Annotated in this window: 15 protein-coding genes; 6 read left to right on the top strand and 9 right to left on the bottom strand. The window is 64.2% G+C overall.

The window, feature by feature from the left end; genetic code table 11:
• Positions 1-78 precede the first annotated feature (78 nt).
• The gene (locus FG91_RS14975; protein WP_037516369.1) at positions 79-2,562 is read left to right on the top strand and encodes a TonB-dependent receptor; all 2,484 of its coding nucleotides are present in this window, start codon (positions 79-81) and stop codon (positions 2,560-2,562) included.
• Between the two features lie 65 nt (positions 2,563-2,627).
• Here FG91_RS14975 and FG91_RS14980 read toward each other — a convergent pair whose 3' ends face one another.
• On the bottom strand, positions 2,628-4,073 hold the full coding sequence (locus tag FG91_RS14980; protein WP_052187660.1) for a tetratricopeptide repeat-containing sulfotransferase family protein: 1,446 nt from the start codon (positions 4,071-4,073) through the stop codon (positions 2,628-2,630).
• Between the two features lie 218 nt (positions 4,074-4,291).
• On the opposite strand from FG91_RS14980, the gene FG91_RS14985 reads away from it, so the two are divergent.
• Together FG91_RS14985 and FG91_RS14990 are read left to right on the top strand one after the other, a co-directional pair.
• On the top strand, positions 4,292-5,506 hold the full coding sequence (locus tag FG91_RS14985; protein WP_037516371.1) for a hypothetical protein: 1,215 nt from the start codon (positions 4,292-4,294) through the stop codon (positions 5,504-5,506).
• 16 nt (positions 5,507-5,522) lie between these two features.
• Positions 5,523-6,035: a thioesterase family protein gene (locus FG91_RS14990; protein ID WP_037516373.1), complete on the top strand. Its 513-nt coding sequence runs from the start codon at positions 5,523-5,525 to the stop codon at positions 6,033-6,035.
• A 67-nt stretch (positions 6,036-6,102) separates the two neighbouring features.
• Here FG91_RS14990 and FG91_RS14995 read toward each other — a convergent pair whose 3' ends face one another.
• Both FG91_RS14995 and FG91_RS15000 read right to left on the bottom strand, forming a co-directional pair.
• Positions 6,103-6,879: an SDR family NAD(P)-dependent oxidoreductase gene (locus FG91_RS14995; protein WP_037516375.1), complete on the bottom strand. Its 777-nt coding sequence runs from the start codon at positions 6,877-6,879 to the stop codon at positions 6,103-6,105.
• Positions 6,880-6,989: 110 nt separating this feature from the next.
• On the bottom strand, positions 6,990-7,397 hold the full coding sequence (locus FG91_RS15000) for a RidA family protein (protein ID WP_037516377.1): 408 nt from the start codon (positions 7,395-7,397) through the stop codon (positions 6,990-6,992).
• Between the two features lie 193 nt (positions 7,398-7,590).
• On the opposite strand from FG91_RS15000, the gene FG91_RS15005 reads away from it, so the two are divergent.
• Both FG91_RS15005 and FG91_RS15010 read left to right on the top strand, forming a co-directional pair.
• Positions 7,591-8,964: an NAD(P)/FAD-dependent oxidoreductase gene (locus tag FG91_RS15005; RefSeq protein ID WP_052187664.1), complete on the top strand. Its 1,374-nt coding sequence runs from the start codon at positions 7,591-7,593 to the stop codon at positions 8,962-8,964.
• Between the two features lie 49 nt (positions 8,965-9,013).
• Complete coding sequence (locus FG91_RS15010) at positions 9,014-9,688, top strand: TetR/AcrR family transcriptional regulator (protein ID WP_052187665.1); 675 nt, start codon at positions 9,014-9,016, stop codon at positions 9,686-9,688.
• A gap of 46 nt (positions 9,689-9,734) precedes the next feature.
• Here the strand turns inward: FG91_RS15010 and FG91_RS15015 are convergent, their stop codons facing one another.
• From FG91_RS15015 to FG91_RS21830, 4 genes are all read right to left on the bottom strand, one after another.
• Positions 9,735-10,562, bottom strand: coding sequence for a phytanoyl-CoA dioxygenase family protein (locus FG91_RS15015; protein WP_200878471.1), 828 nt, complete (start codon positions 10,560-10,562; stop codon positions 9,735-9,737).
• 118 nt (positions 10,563-10,680) lie between these two features.
• Entirely contained in the window at positions 10,681-11,565 is an 885-nt protein-coding gene (locus FG91_RS15020; protein ID WP_081940621.1) for a fatty acid desaturase, read from the bottom strand.
• Entirely contained in the window at positions 11,562-11,750 is a 189-nt protein-coding gene (locus FG91_RS15025; protein WP_037516381.1) for a hypothetical protein, read from the bottom strand. The genes FG91_RS15020 and FG91_RS15025 overlap by 4 nt, the downstream gene beginning before the upstream one ends.
• Before the next feature lie 483 nt (positions 11,751-12,233).
• Positions 12,234-12,836, bottom strand: coding sequence for a hypothetical protein (locus tag FG91_RS21830; RefSeq protein ID WP_152568125.1), 603 nt, complete (start codon positions 12,834-12,836; stop codon positions 12,234-12,236).
• Positions 12,837-12,879: 43 nt separating this feature from the next.
• Here FG91_RS21830 and FG91_RS15030 point away from each other — a divergent pair, with 43 nt between their 5' ends.
• Positions 12,880-14,175: a glycoside hydrolase family 1 protein gene (locus FG91_RS15030; RefSeq protein ID WP_052187668.1), complete on the top strand. Its 1,296-nt coding sequence runs from the start codon at positions 12,880-12,882 to the stop codon at positions 14,173-14,175.
• A 46-nt stretch (positions 14,176-14,221) separates the two neighbouring features.
• Here the strand turns inward: FG91_RS15030 and FG91_RS15035 are convergent, their stop codons facing one another.
• Positions 14,222-16,351 (bottom strand): beta-N-acetylhexosaminidase, encoded by a 2,130-nt coding sequence (locus tag FG91_RS15035; protein WP_161785666.1) that lies wholly within the window; start codon positions 16,349-16,351, stop codon positions 14,222-14,224.
• A gap of 29 nt (positions 16,352-16,380) precedes the next feature.
• The gene (locus FG91_RS15040) at positions 16,381-17,934 is read right to left on the bottom strand and encodes a carboxylesterase/lipase family protein (protein ID WP_037516383.1); all 1,554 of its coding nucleotides are present in this window, start codon (positions 17,932-17,934) and stop codon (positions 16,381-16,383) included.

Here is a 17,934-nt window from a genome sequence, read left to right on the forward strand (position 1 = left end):
TAAGGGAGACTAGCGGTGATTAAACAGCAAGCATTCGCGGCGCGCCGTCGCAAGGCAGTCCTCGGGACCACGGGTTGCATGATGGCCCTGACGGCCGTGTTGTCGACCACCCCGGCGATGGCGCAGGACTCGGCGCAGGCATCGGAACCTTCCGGCGATGGCGACATCATCGTGACCGCGAGCCGCCGCGAGCAACGGGTCACAGACCTCCCATTCAACATCTCCGCCTATGGCGGCGAGCAGATCGAGCGCGCCAACATCAGCAGCGTCGCGTCACTCACAAGACAAGTTCCCAACTTCAATATCGTCGATGCCGGCGCGCGCACGGCAGCGGCGCAGATTCCGATCATCCGCGGCCTCAACGCGTCGCAGACCAGCACAAACGCCGCGCGCTATTTCCAGTCGCCCGTCGGCTTCTATTCCGGCAATGCGCCGGTAACAGGCTCTTTGCCGCTCTATGACATCTCGCGCGTCGAGGTTCTGCGCGGCCCGCAGGGCACCCTCTATGGCGCCGGGTCGCTGTCAGGCGCGGTCCGCGTCGTGCCAACCGATCCCAAGCTTGGCGAAGTGAGCGGATCGGTTACCGGCTCGGTCGGCAAGCTCTCGCATTCGAAGGACCCGTCCTACGCCTTCGGCGGCATCGTCAACCTGCCGGTCGGCGACACGATCGCGATCCGATTGGTCGCGAGGCAGGAACATCAGGGCGGCTTCATCGACACCCGCGACGTGCTGAAACGTCAGGGCGACAGCTATATCACCGGCGTGCCGGTTCTCGCCAATACGGCGGACGTCGCCAACAGCCCCGCCGTCTACTTCACCGAGAAGGATTATAATTACGCCGACACGACGTTCGCGCGCGCGGCGATCCGCTGGGAACCGAGCGACGATTTCTCGGTCGGCCTCGCCTATAATTTCGCCAAGTCCAAGGGTGTCGGCGGCAATATCGACAATGACAGCTTCGGCGGCGGCCCCTCGCCGCTCGATCCGCGCATCCAGCTCGAGCCGACCGGCGAATATGAGCGCTCGGTCCCGATGCTCGAACCCTGGAACCGGCGGACCGAACTGGCGTCGCTTGATGCAAGCTACGATCTCGGGTTCGCGACGGTCTCGGCGACGGTCGCCTATGGCAAGACCAGGGGCCGATCGTCGAACGACTCCACGGTCAGCCTCCTCGGCTCACCCTACGGCTTCTTCTACACGGGCGCGCCGGCGAACCCGCGCGCGGTGATCCCGGTCGCCAACAACGACCGCGACCAGTCGTGGACCGAGGAACTGCGGATCGTGTCGAAGGAAGGCGGCTTCATTGACTACACCGCCGGCGTCTTCCTGCAGCAGCAGAAGCGACGGATCGACCTCGTTGTCTATGCGCCCGGTGCCGGCGAGCAGAGCTTCGCGGCGGGTGGCAGCCGGACCCCGATCTACCAGGGCTATTTCGGGCTTCCGGACGCGACCTATATCCCGACGCTTGCCGATGGAACGGCCTACAGCCAGATCACCCACCAGAAGTTCCGGGAAGTTTCCTTCTTCGGGGACGTCACGCTCAATCTCAGCGACAACTGGTCTGTCACCGGTGGCGCACGCGTCTTCAAGCAGAAATTCTCGTCCAATCTGAACTCGTTCAGCACCCTTTTCGCCCCTCCGGGGTCGCCGGAGGTCGACGGGGTCGGCGTGCAGTCACGCAGTTCGTCAAACGCCACCAAGGGAACCGATCAGATCTTCAAGGTGAACACGTCGTACAAGCTCAGCGGCGGCGGGCAGGTTTATGCGACCTTCTCGCAGGGCTTCCGCCGCGGCGGCGCGAACGCCTTCTCGACGCCCGCGGACAACCCGATCATCTTCGAACCGGCCCAGCTGCTGACCTACAAACCGGACCGGACCAACAATTTCGAGGTTGGCATCAAGGGCTCGATGTCACGCATCTACTATTCGCTCAGCGCCTTCTACGTCGACTGGAAGAATCCGCAGATCGACCTGCAGACCCCATTCAATCTCTTCCCGGTCGTGGTGAATGGATCGAAGGCGGAATCGAAGGGGTTCGAGCTTGAGCTGTCGGGACCGATCGCGGTCGACGGGTTGAGCTTCAATCTTGGTCTTGCCTATGCGCGCGCACGCCTCAGCGAAGACTTCGGCCTGCCGGCGGGCGACGGCGGCGGGAGTGAGGTCCCGAACGCGATCAGGGGCGCCAAGGGCGACCAGTTGCCGGGGGCGCCGGACTGGAGCGGCGCGGGCTCGCTGACCTACCGGCACGCGGCCGGGAAAGGCGAGATGACCTATAATCTCGGCTTCGATTTCCGAAGCGGGACATGGAACCAGCTTCGCAGCCAGAGCACGAACACCCCGGCCAGCAAGCAGTCAGGCTATATCATGTTCAACGGCAGCATCGGCTATGCGATCGACGACTGGAACATCGAGCTTTACGGCACCAACCTGCTCGACAAGCGGGCGGTATACACCGCCAACCTCCGGACGCTGAACTCGATCGCGACGCTCGGCAACTGGGGCAATGCCTATTCGGTCTCGCGCCCGCGCGAAGTCGGCATCCGCCTCAGCAAGAGCTGGTAATCGAAGGTCGGCCGAATGCCACCGGCATCAGGAACGGCGCGCGGCCTACGCGCGCCGTTTCCGTATCAGCTCCCCGCGCTCCGTGTCCTTCGTGGATCTATGCCGGCCGCCTCCAACGCATCGGCGAGCGGCCGGAGATGCCGCTCATAATTGCGCCAGCGGCCTGCGGCGGTCCGATAGATCGGACGGCGGATCTGAACCGCGCTGGCGGTGGCCGACGCCGTCCGGTTCCGCTCGATCCGGACCATGGCATCGTCCCATCCAACGCCCATGTGGCCTGCGATCCGCTGGCCAGTCTCACGCGGGTCGCATACGACATCTTCATAGGCGACCTCGAGGAGCTGCGTCCCCGCCACAGCGCGCCAATGATCGAGGAGGCCGCTGTAAGCGCGATAATAGGCCGCCAGGTCGCCAAGCGAATAGCTGAACGGATAGGCACTCCCGAAGAGCGTCGAGTACATGGCAAACAGATTGTCGAGCGGGGCGCGGTTTACCAGCAACGTCCGGGCGCCGGGCATCGTCAGCCGGATCGCGCCTACGTAGAGATAGTTGAACGGCAGCTTCTCCAGAATCACGTCGCCCGCCGCCGGCGTTCCCGCGCGCCGGGCATAGGCTGACAGAACGCGCGCAGGATCGGCGTTGGCGACGCGCTCGAAGATATCGCCTCCGTCCGCCGCTGCTCCTTCGGCAAGCGCGCCGAAAAGATTCTCGGTCTCGCCGTTGCTTCGCGCCTGCGGGGCTCCGGTGAGGATCCGCTCGATCATGGTCGTGCCCGATCGCGGCAGTCCGACGATGAAGCCATAGCGCGGCGGTGTCAGTTCGGGCGCTTGCGCGATGCGCACCGCATCGAAACTCTCCACGATGCGCCCAAACTTCCACACATCGTCCGCGACATCGTACCGCAACATCTCCCGCCGCGTCTTCGCGCCGGCCGAGAAATGATCGAAGGCGGCGTCATAGTCGCCGAGATCGTCATGCTCCTTGCCGAGCGCATAGTGCAAATAGACGGCCGCACCCGGCTCGTTTGATGCTCGTGCAAGCATCGCCCGCAGCTCATCGATATGATTGCGGTCCGCGGCCTGATTGCGAAGCTGCGAGCGAAACATCGCGGCCTCAACCATGTCCGGCGACAGACGAAGCGCCTGGTTGCTGGCTTCTTCGGCTGCCTCCAATCGTCCGATGTTCCGTTCGCCGGTCGCCAGATTATACCATGCGAGCGCGTCGCCCGGTCGGGCCTCGACCACTTTTGCATACCAGTCGCGCGATCGCTGGTGCGCTCCGGCCTCGAACGCGGCGAAGCCGAGCGCCTCGCTGTCTTCGGCCGTCCCTTGCGCCATTGCGGCAAGCTCTTCGATCAGCGTCGCCGCCCCGGGATGGCGGCCAAGCGCGCGCAATATCTGCACCGCGACCGCGTGATCGCGCGACGCACAATGCCTCTGCGCCCCACTTGCAAGATGAACCGCGAGCGCCGCTTCAAGCTCGGCCTGCCGGGGATGCGTACCGGGCGACACAGTCTATCGCTCCCTTCGCAATTCAAATGTCGCCAAGCCCAAATCGTCGCTTCCCTTTTTCGAGACGATTGTTATCTAAATTAATGTCGCATGGGCAGCAAGCTGCTTGCGAACCGTCTGGCGATCCCCGCCGACAAGCGCAAAGGGTCTGCCACAATGACGGTCGGAGATATAGCAGCACCAGCCTCCCCCACCTTGCAGTCTGGACTGCGCGGATCATGACGGACGCCGTGGCAGCGCCCGAGTTGGCGACCGCACCCGCGCGCTATTCCGGATTCTCGGCCGGAGCGCTTTGGTCGGTCGGAATCCTCCTTCCCAACATCCTGTCGATCATCTTCCAGGCGACGCAGCAGAGCCGCGGTATCGGCGCGGGCGACCTCGGCACGCTTGGCGCGGCCTTTGTCCTCGGCCGCGGCATTGTCATCGGCACGGCCCCGTTCTGGGTTTACCGAACAAATCCGCGGCAGATCACCGCCGGCGCGATCATCGCGACCGTGGCTGCGCTTATGGCCGTTGTTTTCCTCATCGGCACCAACCGGCTCGGACTGGGCTGGTTCATCGTCGGGCTGACGAGCGGCTGCGTCGCGCCTCCCGCCTATACCGCGCTCGGCAATGCGCGCGATCCGCTGCGATCCTATAGCATCGCGCTCTTCGGATCATCGCTCATTGCGGCAATCGTCGCCTATCTCCTCCCCACCCTTATCGTCCCTCACTATGGCGAGAAGGGTGTACTGATCGTGATTGCGGCGCTGTTTCTCGTCGCGCTCCCTTGCGCATGGGCGCTGCGCGACACGCAATTCGTCGGCAAGAGAAATGCGCCGTCCGCACTATCGGGGAAGGACGCGCCCTCCACTGGATCGGGCCGATACGCCGCACCGGTGATCGCGGCCATCGCCGGAGCGGTCTTCACGGGCGTCTTCATGGGAGGCGCCGGCGCCTTCGTCGCATCTATCGCGGCAGCGAACGGTATCGGAGCCAAATCGGTCGGCCTGTTCGTCGCCTTTGCCTTGATGGCATCTCTCGTGGGGGCACTCACTCCCTCCATCGTCGGCAATCGCATGTCGCCGATAGCAATGATCGGCGTGGCGACCGCCGGGATCATTGCCAGCTATGCCGGCATGACCAGCGCTTCGCCGTTGATATTTGGCGCCGGCTATGTCGCGCACGCGATATTCGCGACCATCGGCTATGTCTATTTCCTCGGTGTCGTGCGGTCACTCGACTTCACCGACCGCATTTATGTTGCCTACCCCGCGATGGACGCCGCCGCCTTTGCAGCGAGTGCGGAACTTGCCGGCGCCCTGCTTTCGCGCTCGACGCCGACGGCGCTGTTCCTGATCTCCGCCGTCTTGATGGTCATCTGCTGGTTCGCTGCAGTCGCCGCGAGCCGGATCGCGGCATCGGGCAGCCCAGCCGCCCTCGAACCAATTTGAAACGGAGTGACACTATATGAAGGAGCCGCCCTATGGCCTCGAAACGCCCAATCTCGACGCGCCGTTCGACGTCTTTCGCGGAACGGTCCTGAACGCCTGGACCGACTGGAACGGGCATATGAACGTCGGTTACTATGTCGTCGCGTTCGATCACGCGACCGGCCAGATATTCAACAATCTCGGCCTTCCCTACGAATATACGAGCAACAAGATCGGCATGTATTTCGTGCTTGAGGCGCATGTGAATTATGTGAGCGAAATGAAGGAGGGCGACGGCTTCAGCGTCCGGAGCCAGATTCTCGACCACGACCACAAGCGCGTCCATCTATTTCACACGATGTTCGCGGAGGACGACGGACGGCTCGTTGCCACCAATGAGCTGATGCTGATGAATATCGACTATGCCTCGCGTCGTTCGGCGCCTTGGCCCGACTGGGCGATGCAGCGCATCGAGGCGATGGCGGCCGCGCATTCCGCGCTGCCGCGGCCAAGCCAGATGGGCAACCTCATCGCAATACGCAAATCCTGAGACACGTTGGCCCGAACGCAGCGAGGCGGCGGCTCGCAAGCCGCCCCTCGAACGAAAGCCAATAGTATCAGACGCGGGCGCGGATCGTCATGCCGCCGTCGACGACAATGCCCTGCCCGTTGACGTAGCGGCCAGCGTCCGACGCCAGGAACAGGGCGGTCCCGGCGATCTCTTCGGGCTCGCCGATGCGTCCGAGCGGAACGGCGTGCCGAAGCGCCGCTTCGGCTTCCGGATCTTCCCAAAGGGCTCGCGCAAAATCGGTGCGGATGACGCCGGGCGCGATCGCATTGACGCGAATATTCTGCCGCCCGAGTTCGAGCGCGAGATTGCGAACCAGCTGGAAGTCGGCCGCCTTCGATATGTTGTAGGCGCCGATCGTATCCGAGGCGATCAAACCGCCGACCGAGGACACGATTATGATGGCGCCCGAATGTCGCGCCGCCATTTCGGGCGCGACCATCGTGATGAGCCAGTGGTTGGACAGGACATTATTGTCGAAAATCTTGCGGAACTGCTCGTCGCTGATCCCCGCCATCGGCCCGTAATAGGGATTGGTCGCCGCGTTGCAGACCAGAATGTCGATCGGCCCGAATTGCTCGCGGGTGCGATCGACCAGATGCTGCAGCGCCTCTTTGTCGGAAATGCTGGCCGCCACCGCGAGAGCGCGGCCCGCACCGAACTTCGCTTCGATCTCGGCGGCCACAGCGTCGCAGGCATCTTGCTTGCGGCTCGATATCACCACGCGCGCCCCGGCCTCGGCAAAGGCCTCCGCGATCGCGCGGCCGATACCCCGGCTCGAGCCGGTTATGACCGCGGTCTTGCCGGAGAGATCGAACATTTTCATGGCCAGTCCTTCATGTCGGGGAACGAGGGAAAAGCCGCGTGCGAGGCGGCGTGCCCCTGCCGCCTCGCACGCGCCGGGTGGGAGAGTGCCCCGGATCGAGATTGGCAAGTTCAGGCCGCGCCGGAGTCCGCCACGGCGACAACGCGGATTTCGACCTTATACTCGGGCGCCGCGAGCTGGGTGACGCCGATGGCGGTCCAGCACGGATAATCTTTCGGAAAATAGACGTCCTTCACCTTGACGAAGTCGGCGATTTCCCCGCGCAAATCGGTGTGGAAGCTCATCAGCTCGACGACATCGGCAAGGCTTGCGCCCGCGGCCTCGAGCGTCGCCTTGATCGCCTCGAAAGCGAAGCGTGCCTGCTCTTCCATATCCTTGCCGGCGACAAAATTGGCATCGATGCCGACCTGGCCCGAAAGCCAGATCCGGTCCCCGACGCGGGTCGCCGGAGCGAAGTGATAATTGTCGTAGAGGGGCTGCGCGCCCGCCGGGACAATCTGTTGCCGCTTGTCGCTCATATTCGTCTCCTCTCAATGCCGCGCGAGCGTCGGAGGCGGTAAATTTCCTCGCCACGCTGCGCCCTCGATTCGGCCGATAGATCACCCCGTAGCGCCTCTCGACGAATTAATACAACATTTGTTTTGTAAATTAGGTGCACTGTGCGATAGTGCCGGTCGAATTGAGGAAATGCTGTAAAACGGGAGGGTCATCATGACGGCCGAACATGCTTCAACACGCGAGCGGGCGAAGTCCGCGATCGCCAGATATCGCCCGATCGGGGGCTGGGTCGAACAGCCCGCCGACCGTCAGCCGCGCCTGACCGGGAATGTCGAGGCCGACGTCGTTATCGCTGGCGGCGGTTTCGCCGGTCTCTCGGCCGCACTCGAACTGACCGCGGCGGGTGCGAAGGTGGTGCTTCTCGAACGCGACTTCTGCGGCTTCGGTGCCAGCGGCCGGAACGCGGGCTATCTGTCGGGCGGCCAAGGCCTGAAGTTCGGACTCTTCGCCAAGCGTCTCGGCGACGAGAAAACCCGCGAGATCACCCGCTTTTACCAAGAGGGCGTCACCTATGTGGAGGAGCGCCTTCGAAAATACGGGATCGACTGCGACTATTTGCAGACCGGCCTGCTTCGCGCCGCCATCCACCCCTCGCAGCGAGCGCCGCTTCGCGAGAAGATGGAAGCCGGCGTCCGCTATGGCGCGCCCGCGACCTTCCTCGAATCCGACGAACTGCGCCGCCGCGGCATTCCGCCCGCTTTCCTTTGCGCCGTGCACACCCCCAATGGCGGCACGCTCCATCCCGGCAAATATGTCATGGGGCTCCGGCGCGCGGCGATCGAAGCCGGGGTAAGGATCTTCGAGGACAGCGCCCTTCTGTCGTGGGACGAAGGAAGGCGGATCACCTGCCGAACGGCTGGCGGAACGGCGCGAGCACCGTTTCTGGTCCTCGCGACCAATGCCTACACACCCGGACTTGGCGCCCTTGGAAACAGGATCAGCCCGATCCGGGTGTCCGGCCTCGAAACCGAACCGCTTTCAGCGGAACAGCTGGCGGCGCTCGGATGGGCCGGACGCGAGGGGATTGTGACCCCGCACATCACCATGGAGAGCCATCGCCTCACCGTCGACAACCGGCTCGTGCTCACAACGAAGCGGATCGATTATCTCTATGGATCGCGAACACCGAACGAACCGGACGAGACGGCCTATCGGGCGCTCGCCGAAGCGCTGTACACGCGCTTCCCGATGATCGGCGATGTTGCGATCAATGCATGCTGGAGCGGCTATATCAGCCTCGCGCAAGATGGACTTCCGGTCGTCGGCGAAACGGGCGGGAACGCCAATATTCTCCACACGGCAGGTTGTAGCGGGCACGGTGTCGGCACCCAGTCGCTGATCGGGCGCTTGCTTGCCGAGCATATCGGCGGAAGCAAACCTCCTCTGCTGGCAGCCATCCGCCACGCGACACCGCGCGTTCCGCCGGAGCCTGCGCGCTGGATCGGTCTCAAGTCTGCACTTCGTGCCGCTGACCTGATGGACGCCCGCGTCGATCGCAAGGCGCGCAGCCGCGCGCAGGCTAGATAGCAAGTGTCATGATAATTGAGTCTCCGGGAAATATCGTTACGCTGAGGCGATGAGCGAAACCGGAACCGCAACGCGCACCGCCGTCACCGAACGTCCTGCAACCAAGGCCGCGACACGCGGCCGACGCGGGAGACCTGTCGGCGACCGCGAGGCGCAGCGCACGAAATTGCTGCGCGCCGGGATCAAGGTCATCGCCGACGAGGGCTATGCCGGTGCCTCTCTCCGCAAGGTTGCCAAGCAGGCGGGCCATACGACCGGCGCGATCACCTATTATTTCGCCGACAAGGAAGAGATGGTCGGCGCGATCATCGAATTCATGTTCGACGGGTTCGACTCGATGCTCGATTCGGGCGACGAGGTCGCCGACCATCGCAAACGGCTCAAGCGCTGGGTCGAGCTCAACTCGAACTCCGATGGCTGGATCGCAGGCTTTCAGCTCCTCGCCCGGGCGCGGCACGAGCCCAAGTTCGCGGCCATCTATGCCGACCGCTATTCGCGTTACCGCGAACGCCTCGCCGGCATTCTCGCGAAGCAACAGGCCGCGGGCGATGTGCGCAACGACATATCGCCCGACATCCTCGCCGATCTGATCGGGTCGATTGCCGACGGCTGGACGATCATGCTGCCGATCGAAATCGAACGCTTCGCGCCCGAACGCGTCGACGCACTCATCGACGCCATCATCAAACTGCTGCAACCGCCCGTGGCGGCGCGGAAAGGCTGAGGAACGAGCCTTGCTCGCGCCGCCGACGAGCGGCGACCAGTATGCTTCAGACCATCTGCGCGAAGACCGGTGCGCGGAACGGCGCGCCGGGCTCCATCTGGGCGATCTCTTTCTTGAACAGATTGCCGTTACGCTCGTAGCCCGACCTGCTGATGCCGGGCAGCGGGCTGAAGGTCGCATCGTCCCCAAAGAAACGGAAGACGAGCGTGTGGCGCTCGGGGCAATCGGCATCGATGTTGGCGCCGCCGTGGAGCGAGCCGGGATGCAGGAAGAGCACGTCGCCCGGCTCGGTCGCCCAGGAGAGAATGTCATATTTGCCCGGATCGGCCTTGCGCTCGGCCTCGATGTCGGGAAGGCGCGGCAGCGCGTCGCCGCCGTGCAGCGGGTCGGTCGGATCGGCCGGGCTGAAGGTCGTGCCGTCGTAGAGCTGCCCGCGGTGCGAGCCGCGAATAATCTCGAGACCATTTTTCTTGGGAACCGAGCCGAAGCTGATCCAGGCATTGCCCCAATGGTGACCGGCCCACGGCAGATAGGACGTATCCTGATGCCAGTAGGTGCGCGTGCCCTCGCCGCCTGCCTTCAGGAACACTTCCTCAGCGAAGTACCAGACATTCTTCGACCCCCAGAGCTCGGCGAACAATTTGCCGAACGGAAGCGTCGCCACCAGCTCGTCGAGGCGTTCCTTGGCATGCGGATTGGCGTTGTCGACGTGCGACTTCACATGCTGCTTCTGGTCGCCGCGATACAGCCCGTGGCCGTTCGGGCCGGGGTTGGCGACGATCCAGTCATAGACCTCGCGGCATGCCGCGAGCTGCTCGGCATTGAGCACATTCTTCATCAGAACTGCGCCGTCCTCGAAATAGGCCTTCCGCACCGATTCTTCCATGTTCCGCTACTCCCGATAACTGTCGCGACTCTCGATAGCCGAAACCTAGCTATTTTGCAAACAATTGTTGTGTTAATTAACAATGCCGGAAATGCCCGCATCTCCGTCACATCTCGAGCTTGCATCCGCGCGCGACGAGGATCGGCCGCATTTCCCAGTACGCGGCCGGCGTCCGCGTCAGCGGGATGTAGGGGTGAAGGTGATGGACGATGTGGAACTGCATTCCCATCGAGCCGATATTGCCGACCTTGGACCGCCAGTTCTTGGTGTCACGGTAGCGCCCCTCCTGCATGCCGGGGCTGTGCGGCGCGTAGGAGAGGAAGAAGTTCGTATAGGTGGCGGCGATCTGATAGGGCAGCCACCATAGGAAGAACGCCTCCAGCGCGTGCCCCGTCCAGGCGAGGGCGATCAGAATCCCGAAATAGGCGAGCCGATAGACGAGCGTCAGCCGGATCAGGTCTTCGCGCTTCGATCGGGCCAGACAGCCCAGATAGTCGCCGACCCGCTTCGCGCCGGGCTGGCGCTGCTGGATCGAGACCCATATCGCCGACAGCGGACCATCCGCATGATTGGTGATATCGGGATCGAGGTCGGGATTGTTCGAAAAGCGGTGGTGGTCGAGGTGCGTGACGCGCAGCACTTCGAAGGGATACAGAAACATCCATGAGGTGGCATGGCCGACGAGCTCGTTCAGCCAGTGCCATCTCGTCCCCGGCCGCCCGATGATGTGATGCTGCGCCTCGTGCGTCGGCAGATAGACGAGCGATATGTTGAGGCTCGCGATGACAAAGCCGAGCCACAGCGGAATGACCTCCAGGAAAACGAGCGGCCAGAGCGCAAGCCAGCAGAGAAGATTGGCAAAGGCCCAGGCGACGATTCCCCAAGGAACCATGCCGCTGTGCTTCTGCGCGATCTGGCGCTCGAGCCGGACGAGTTCGGCGTTCGAAAGGCCCGTAAGATCGACAGCCGTCATCTGCTGCGACGCGCTCATATCCAGCGCCCCGTAATCGAAGCCAGAAGCCCCCATCCCCCGCCAACCGCAAGGCCGACAGCGAGACGCTGCTCCGGATCCAGAAGTCCCGCCACCGCCATAGCTTGGGCAAAAAGCGGCGCGAGAAATCCGATGCCGAAGACCAGCGGCAGAATCCGGGTCAGATATTTGAGAGTGGCTTCCATCTTCCCTTCTCCAAATTCGCCAGCGTTGGATTGCCGCCGATCGTGGGTGTCGATGAAGCTTCCTTTATCCGATTCCCACTTTTAAGACAACGATTGTTCTGTTAAATTGGTGCAACGATGTTGGCGGGCTAATCGCCGCTCGGCCCCGACTGCTGCAGATTGGCCGGTTATGGCCGTTTGCGGTCCAGCCGCTTTTGCGCGCTGATCGTAAAAAGCGGACATGAGCCGCAGCGTCAGCGCCGTGGCCTAATATGGCTGCGGCGCCCTCATACATCCCTGCCCAGCTTTGCGATGCGCCCGCCCTCTTATCGCGATCACGCCTGAACGCGCGCATTGCCCCAGCGATCGGCTTACTGATCGGCGAATATAACGCCAAACCCGACGTGTACGAGTGGCTGCAGCGGGGGTCATCCGGATGATTACCTCCCCCCTTATCTCGATGAAGCAGGCAACCGAGCTGACCTCACCTTCTCGCTCAACGATCTACCGCATAGTGGCAGACATCCCCGCATGACGACGATCAGGTGAGAAGCAGGTGCAGTGTCCGCGTGACAATAGAACGTCCATGAGTTCGGCTTCCGGCCGAGAATGCATGTCAGGAAAGCGCTCAAGCCATTCCGCGGCAAGGAGACTGACGATTTTAGGGTGCCTTTCGGCGCCATCGGTCAATAGTTCGTGGGAACCTGCAACATGTTCCTTTTCGCGAGCAAGCGAAGGCTCGAAAAGGAGGCGGGCAAAGCGCTCAAATATGTGCGCGTCGGACAGCGTTGCAGCCCAGACCGCATCTTTGACATCTTTCCACTCGTCAGAAGACAGAGCATGATTTGAGAAGTGCAATTGGACCTGAAGAAGTTGGTCTTCGTCCAGGTAGCCCAACGAGCCGGTCGAGCGCACTCGCTCCGCCAGCGCGGCGAGCAGAACATATCCTGCGGACCAGGCGTTGTTCTCGGCGTAGCTCCCCGCGATGAGCGCTGCGTGCGGGTGAGCACGTGAACAGGCGGCGCCATTCCCGCGAGATCGCCGCCGATCATGCCCAAAAAGAACTCCGCGTATCCGTCGCTGATTCCCGCTTGCCTGAAGGATCAAGCCAAGTTACTTACAAGCAATTCTGATTGTAAGTGGAGAGAGTATGGAACGGCGCGATTTCCTGAGCATAGCAAGTACCGCAGCGGGTGCCGCGCTGATGGTAGCGCCGGCGATGGCGGCGACCAAGAAGAAGCGTCCAGATTTCCTTTGGGGAACCGCCGGTGCGGCGTATCAGGTCGAGGGTGGGAATATCGCCAGCGACCTCTGGGTGATGGAACATGTGACGCCGCCTCTGTTCGCCGACAAATCCGGCGATGCCTGCGACGTCTATCATCGCTATGAGGGAGACATCGCCCTCGCCGCGTCGCTAGGCTTCAACACCCATCGCTTTGGCATCGAATGGGCGCGGATCGAGCCCGAGCGCGGGCAGATTTCGGACGCGGGCCTCTCCTATTACCGCAGCGTCCTCGAAACCTGCCGTCGGCACGGGATGAAGGCGGTCGTGACGCTGAGCCATTTCACCGTCCCGCGCTGGGTCGCGGCGACCGGCGGCTTCACCGACCCCGCCAATGTCAGGGCCTTTGCCGCCCATTGCGCGCGGATCGTCGACGCGCTGGGCGATCTGATCCATCTCGCGATCACCTTCAACGAACCCAATCTGGCGACCGTCGTGCGCTGGAGCGGGCTTTCCGAAAAATATCGCCCCTATATCGAGGCGGCGCAGAAAGCGGCGGGGGTCGCGCAAAACGCCCCCGCCTGGTCGAGCCCGATGCTGGCGGGCGAACGCCAATATGACGGCATCGTCGCCGCGCATAGCAAGGCGTTGGAAGCAATGCGCACGGCAAAGGCGCGCTTCCCGATCGGCCTGTCGCTCGCCATCCCAGCCGACACCGCGGCGGGCGGCGACGATCGCGGGCTGAAGCGCAAGCAGGCGGACATGCTCGATCGCTGGCTCGCCGCGCCCGGCGATTTCGTCGGCATCCAGACCTATACCGGCGGCGAGGTTGGCCCCGATGCCGACATGCCGCCCGCCCCCGGAACCGAAGTCACGCAAATGGGCTATGCCTTCACTCCCGCAGCGATCGAAGGCGCGATCCGGCTCGTCGCGACACGAACCGACCGCCCGCTTTATGTCACCGAAAATGGCGTCGCGACCGAGGATGACAGCCGCCGCATCGCCTATATCGACGGCGCGGTCGCCGGAGTCGAACGCTGCCTCGCCGACGGCATTGATCTCCGCGGTTATATCCACTGGTCGCTGCTCGACAATTGGGAATGGGTCGCGGGTTATCGCCCCAAATTCGGGCTCGTCGCGATCGAGCCGAAAACCTTCCGCCGCCTGCCCAAGCCATCGGCGCATCACCTGGGCAAGATTGCCAAGCGCGGCGGCCTCGGCTGAACGATCGGGCGGAGCGCGACCTCGCGCTCCGCCGCTATTCCCTGCCCTATTTTGCCGCCGCGGCGTCGACCAGCGTGCGAACGCCCGGGCCGATCTTGACGATCAGGTCGGCGGCGGGCTGCGGCCGGATGAAGGCATCGAACGGACGCCACGACGCCGCCTCTTCCTGCTCCAGCCGCGCGAGCAGCTTGTTTGCCGCGTCGACCTCAGCTGGCGACAATTTGCGCCCTGCCTCCACCGCGTCGACTGCATCGAGACCAGCGCACGCCAATGCCGCAATCAGTTCGGACGTCGGACGCGCCGCCTCGAGCATCCGATTGCCCGCCGCAACCTCCTGAAAGCGCGCGTCATTGTCGCGCCAATCGGCAAGCTGCGCCTTCAGCGCCCCGGCCAGCGCGCGCTCACCCCCGGCATAGCGCGCCGCATCGTCGGCGAAACGCCGCGCGACAAGGCTGTCGACCGGCGCGGCATCGGCGAGCGCGTTGAGCGGCTGAACGAAGCGCTTTCCCGCAAGCATCGCCTTGATGCGATGGTCGTGCGCCATGTTGCGCACCGGACCGGTGACCGCGAGCAGATTGGCGACGGCACCGCTGTCGTTCGGCGCGATGCGCGCCGCGATCCGCTGCTGGTTGGCGCGGTCGTCGAGGCCGCTGACCGTTAGCTGTTCGGCGACAACCGCGAGGCGGCGGTACATGTCGGCCTTGTCGGTCACCGTGGCGGGCGACCAGAAACGCTCGGCGAGCGCGGCGGCGCGCGGCCAGAGATGATGGTCGATCAACTGGTCGGGCGCGATTTCGCCCCACAGCGGTGCCTCGGCCCCGATCAGCAGTTTCTCCTGCTCGGGTGACAGCGCCGCGTGCGGAAAATCGACCAGCGCATCGGTGACGAAATTGGCGAGCAGCGGGCTGAGCCCGCGCAACATCTTCGCATGCTCCGGCGTCAATCCGGCGGCGGAAGTCGCAGCGGGATCAATGCCATAACCATAGTCGGCGGGCATCAGCAGGTTGAGATAATAGCCCGCCGACATGATCGTGCGATGCCCCGTGGCGGTCGCGTCGGCCATCGCGTTCGACGTCTGCCAAGCCTGAACGATGGTGTCCTTGGGCAGCCCGGCGCCGGTGACCTCCTCCCACCCGATCATCGTCTTGCCGAGCCGGCGCACGATCGCGGCGGCACGGCGGAGGAAATGGGCCTCGACCGCCTTGTAATCGGCGAGCTTCTCACGCGCCATCAAGGCCTTCATGCCGGCATCGTCGGCCCAGACGGTCTTGCTGACCTCGTCGCCACCGATATGGAAATGCGGGTCGGGAAACAGCGGCGCCATCTCGCCAAACAGGCGCTCAAGGAAGCGATAAGTCGCATCGGATGCCGGATTGAGCGCCATTTCGGGCTGGCCGAGGAACAGCGTCTTCGACACCGAGCCTACCTCGGGATAGGCCTCGACGATCGCACGACTGTGACCCGGAACGTCGAATTCGGGAATGATGCGAATGCCGCGGTCGGCGGCATAGGCGACGAGATCGCGGATCTCGGCCTGGCGATAATATTCGCCCCCGGCGTTGAGTTTCGGATAGCGCAGGCTCTCGACGCGGAAACCCTGATCGTCGGACAGATGAAGGTGCAGCGTGTTGAGCTTCAGCCGTTCCATCGCGTCGATCTGGCGCTTAATCGTCGCGACAGAAATAAACTGCCGTGCCGTGTCGAGCATCACGCCGCGCCAGCCAAAGCGCGGTGCGTCGCCGATCGTCTGATGCGGAATTTCAATGCCGAGCGGCGACAGGCCGACGAGTTGCCGCACGGTCGCAAAAGCGCGCAGCACCCCGGTCGGACCGTCGGCGTCGATCGCGATGCCGCTCGCCCCGACTGTCAGGCGATAAGCCTCGCCCGCATCGACCCCGCCCGTGGCATCGCGGCACGTCACGCTCACCGCGACCGGGGTTTTGGCATCGAGGATCAGGCCGGTATGCTTGAACACATCGCGGTTGAGCCGCGCGGCGGCGCGGTCGAGCGGCGTGGCATCACCGCACCCGCGCATGTCGGCGCGGAGCGGACCCGCGATCGCGAGCATCTTATCGCCGTTCAGTGTCACCGACTGCGGCAGCGGCATCAATGCGGGCGCGGCGTGCGCCGGCGCCGCGAGCAGCAAACCCGCCCATAGTCCCAGGCTCTTGGTCACGCCCTGTCCCTTTCGTTCAATTCGGAAATTCATTCACCGCCCGCGGCATTGGCTTCGGTCGCGTCGAGCCGCGCCTGCCATGGATCGCGCTTGGCCCGCGGCGTTCCGTCGGACTGGAAATCGAGCAGGGGATCATCCTTCGGCGTCACCGCCGGCCAGTCGGGCAGACCGCCACCGTTGGGGTTCCCCGTCTTGGCGAATTGGACCCAATAGCCGTGCATCGCGCTCGCCACCGCGCTGTCTTGCGCGGTCAGTTTGTCGCCAAGCAGCGCCGACAAAGTGTCGAACGCATAGACGACCTCGCTCGAATGTTCGGCACCCTTGATCGGCTTTCCGCGCAGCGATGCCGCGACATAGGAAAAGCGGAACAGCCATGCCGGCTTGCCCTTGGCGGCGATCGTCCGCGCGACCAGCCGCGCGGGCTCGATCATCGTGCGGTCGCGGCCGATCATGTCGTTGATGTCGGCGAGCGTCGCGGTTCCGTCGGGGTCGTAGGCGCTTCGGGCCTGTGCCGCGTGCGGGCCGAACGCGGCGAAGGCGGCGTCCTTGTCGGGGGCGCGGTTGAGGCCGAGGTCGGCCTCGTCGGCGCCGACGATGGTCGGCAGCGGCGGCGCGGCCTTCAGCGCTTCGGCGGGCTGCGCGGTGACGATGCGGCCATCGACGATCGGCCCCGAAAAGCGCTTCCGCTCGCCGAGGAACAACATGCCGAGCGCGGTCAGATTGCCCGCGACCTTTTCGGCGGGAAGCGCTCGCAGCTGCGCGAGCGCCGCGGCGTCGGAGCCTTCAACCCCAACACTAGCTGCGAAGGCGACGCCGATCTTCTCGGCCGACGGGTGCGCCTTGCTATCCTCGGCGAGCTTCTGCGCGCCGAGCAACTGCGTCCGGCCGCCGCCCGACTGGGCGACCACCCGCCCGAACAGCCCGCGCGCCAAGGGTGAGGCCGCAAGCGCGAGCACCGATTCCCCGCCCGCCGAGGCACCCGTGATCGTGACATTGGCCGGATCGCCGCCGAACGCCGCGATGTTGCGCTGCACCCATTGGAGCGCGGCGATCTGATCGAGATAGCCGTAATTGCCCTTGGGCTCGTACGCATGTTCGGCCGACAGCGCGGGGTGCGCGAAGAAGCCGAAGCGACCAAGGCGGTAATTGGGCGCAACAAAGATCACCCCGTCGCGCGCGAAGGGCGCGCCCGAAGCCTCGGGCGGGACATTCGATCCCGACACGAAAGCGCCGCCGTGAATCCACACGAGCACCGGCAGCTTGCCCTTTTGTGCGCCCGCGGGACGCCAGACGTTGAGGGTCAGGCAATCCTCCGACGGCTCGAACGCGGGGTCCGCGGCGGGGCGCATGCAATCATGGCCGGGCCGGGTCGCATCGCGCACGTCCGCCCACGGCGCCACCGGCTGCGGCGCGCGCCAGCGCAATTCGCCGACCGGCGGCGCGGCAAAAGGCAGGCCCTTGAAGACCTCGATGCCCGCCTCGGTCGCGCCCCGCACCTTGCCGTCGCGCGTTGTGACATCCTGCGCCGCAGCGGGCACCGCCGCGACAAGGGACAGGCTGGCGAGCCACAGCGCCCGGCTCAT

The sequence above is a fragment of the Sphingopyxis sp. LC81 genome, from assembly GCF_000756375.1.
Taxonomy (GTDB): Bacteria; Pseudomonadota; Alphaproteobacteria; order Sphingomonadales; family Sphingomonadaceae; genus Sphingopyxis.

What these genes read in the sequence shown, in the direction of transcription:
- FG91_RS15040 (WP_037516383.1), bottom strand. Translation starts at nt 17,934, where the DNA reads ATGAGCCGGGCGCTGTGGCTCGCCAGCCTGTCCCTTGTCGCGGCGGTG.
- FG91_RS15005 (WP_052187664.1), top strand. Translation starts at nt 7,591, where the DNA reads ATGACGGCCGAACATGCTTCAACACGCGAGCGGGCGAAGTCCGCGATC.
- FG91_RS15025 (WP_037516381.1), bottom strand. Translation starts at nt 11,750, where the DNA reads ATGGAAGCCACTCTCAAATATCTGACCCGGATTCTGCCGCTGGTCTTC.
- FG91_RS14975 (WP_037516369.1), top strand. Translation starts at nt 79, where the DNA reads ATGATGGCCCTGACGGCCGTGTTGTCGACCACCCCGGCGATGGCGCAG.
- FG91_RS15000 (WP_037516377.1), bottom strand. Translation starts at nt 7,397, where the DNA reads ATGAGCGACAAGCGGCAACAGATTGTCCCGGCGGGCGCGCAGCCCCTC.
- FG91_RS15030 (WP_052187668.1), top strand. Translation starts at nt 12,880, where the DNA reads ATGGAACGGCGCGATTTCCTGAGCATAGCAAGTACCGCAGCGGGTGCC.
- FG91_RS14990 (WP_037516373.1), top strand. Translation starts at nt 5,523, where the DNA reads ATGAAGGAGCCGCCCTATGGCCTCGAAACGCCCAATCTCGACGCGCCG.
- FG91_RS14985 (WP_037516371.1), top strand. Translation starts at nt 4,292, where the DNA reads ATGACGGACGCCGTGGCAGCGCCCGAGTTGGCGACCGCACCCGCGCGC.
- FG91_RS14995 (WP_037516375.1), bottom strand. Translation starts at nt 6,879, where the DNA reads ATGAAAATGTTCGATCTCTCCGGCAAGACCGCGGTCATAACCGGCTCG.
- FG91_RS15010 (WP_052187665.1), top strand. Translation starts at nt 9,014, where the DNA reads ATGAGCGAAACCGGAACCGCAACGCGCACCGCCGTCACCGAACGTCCT.
- FG91_RS15020 (WP_081940621.1), bottom strand. Translation starts at nt 11,565, where the DNA reads ATGAGCGCGTCGCAGCAGATGACGGCTGTCGATCTTACGGGCCTTTCG.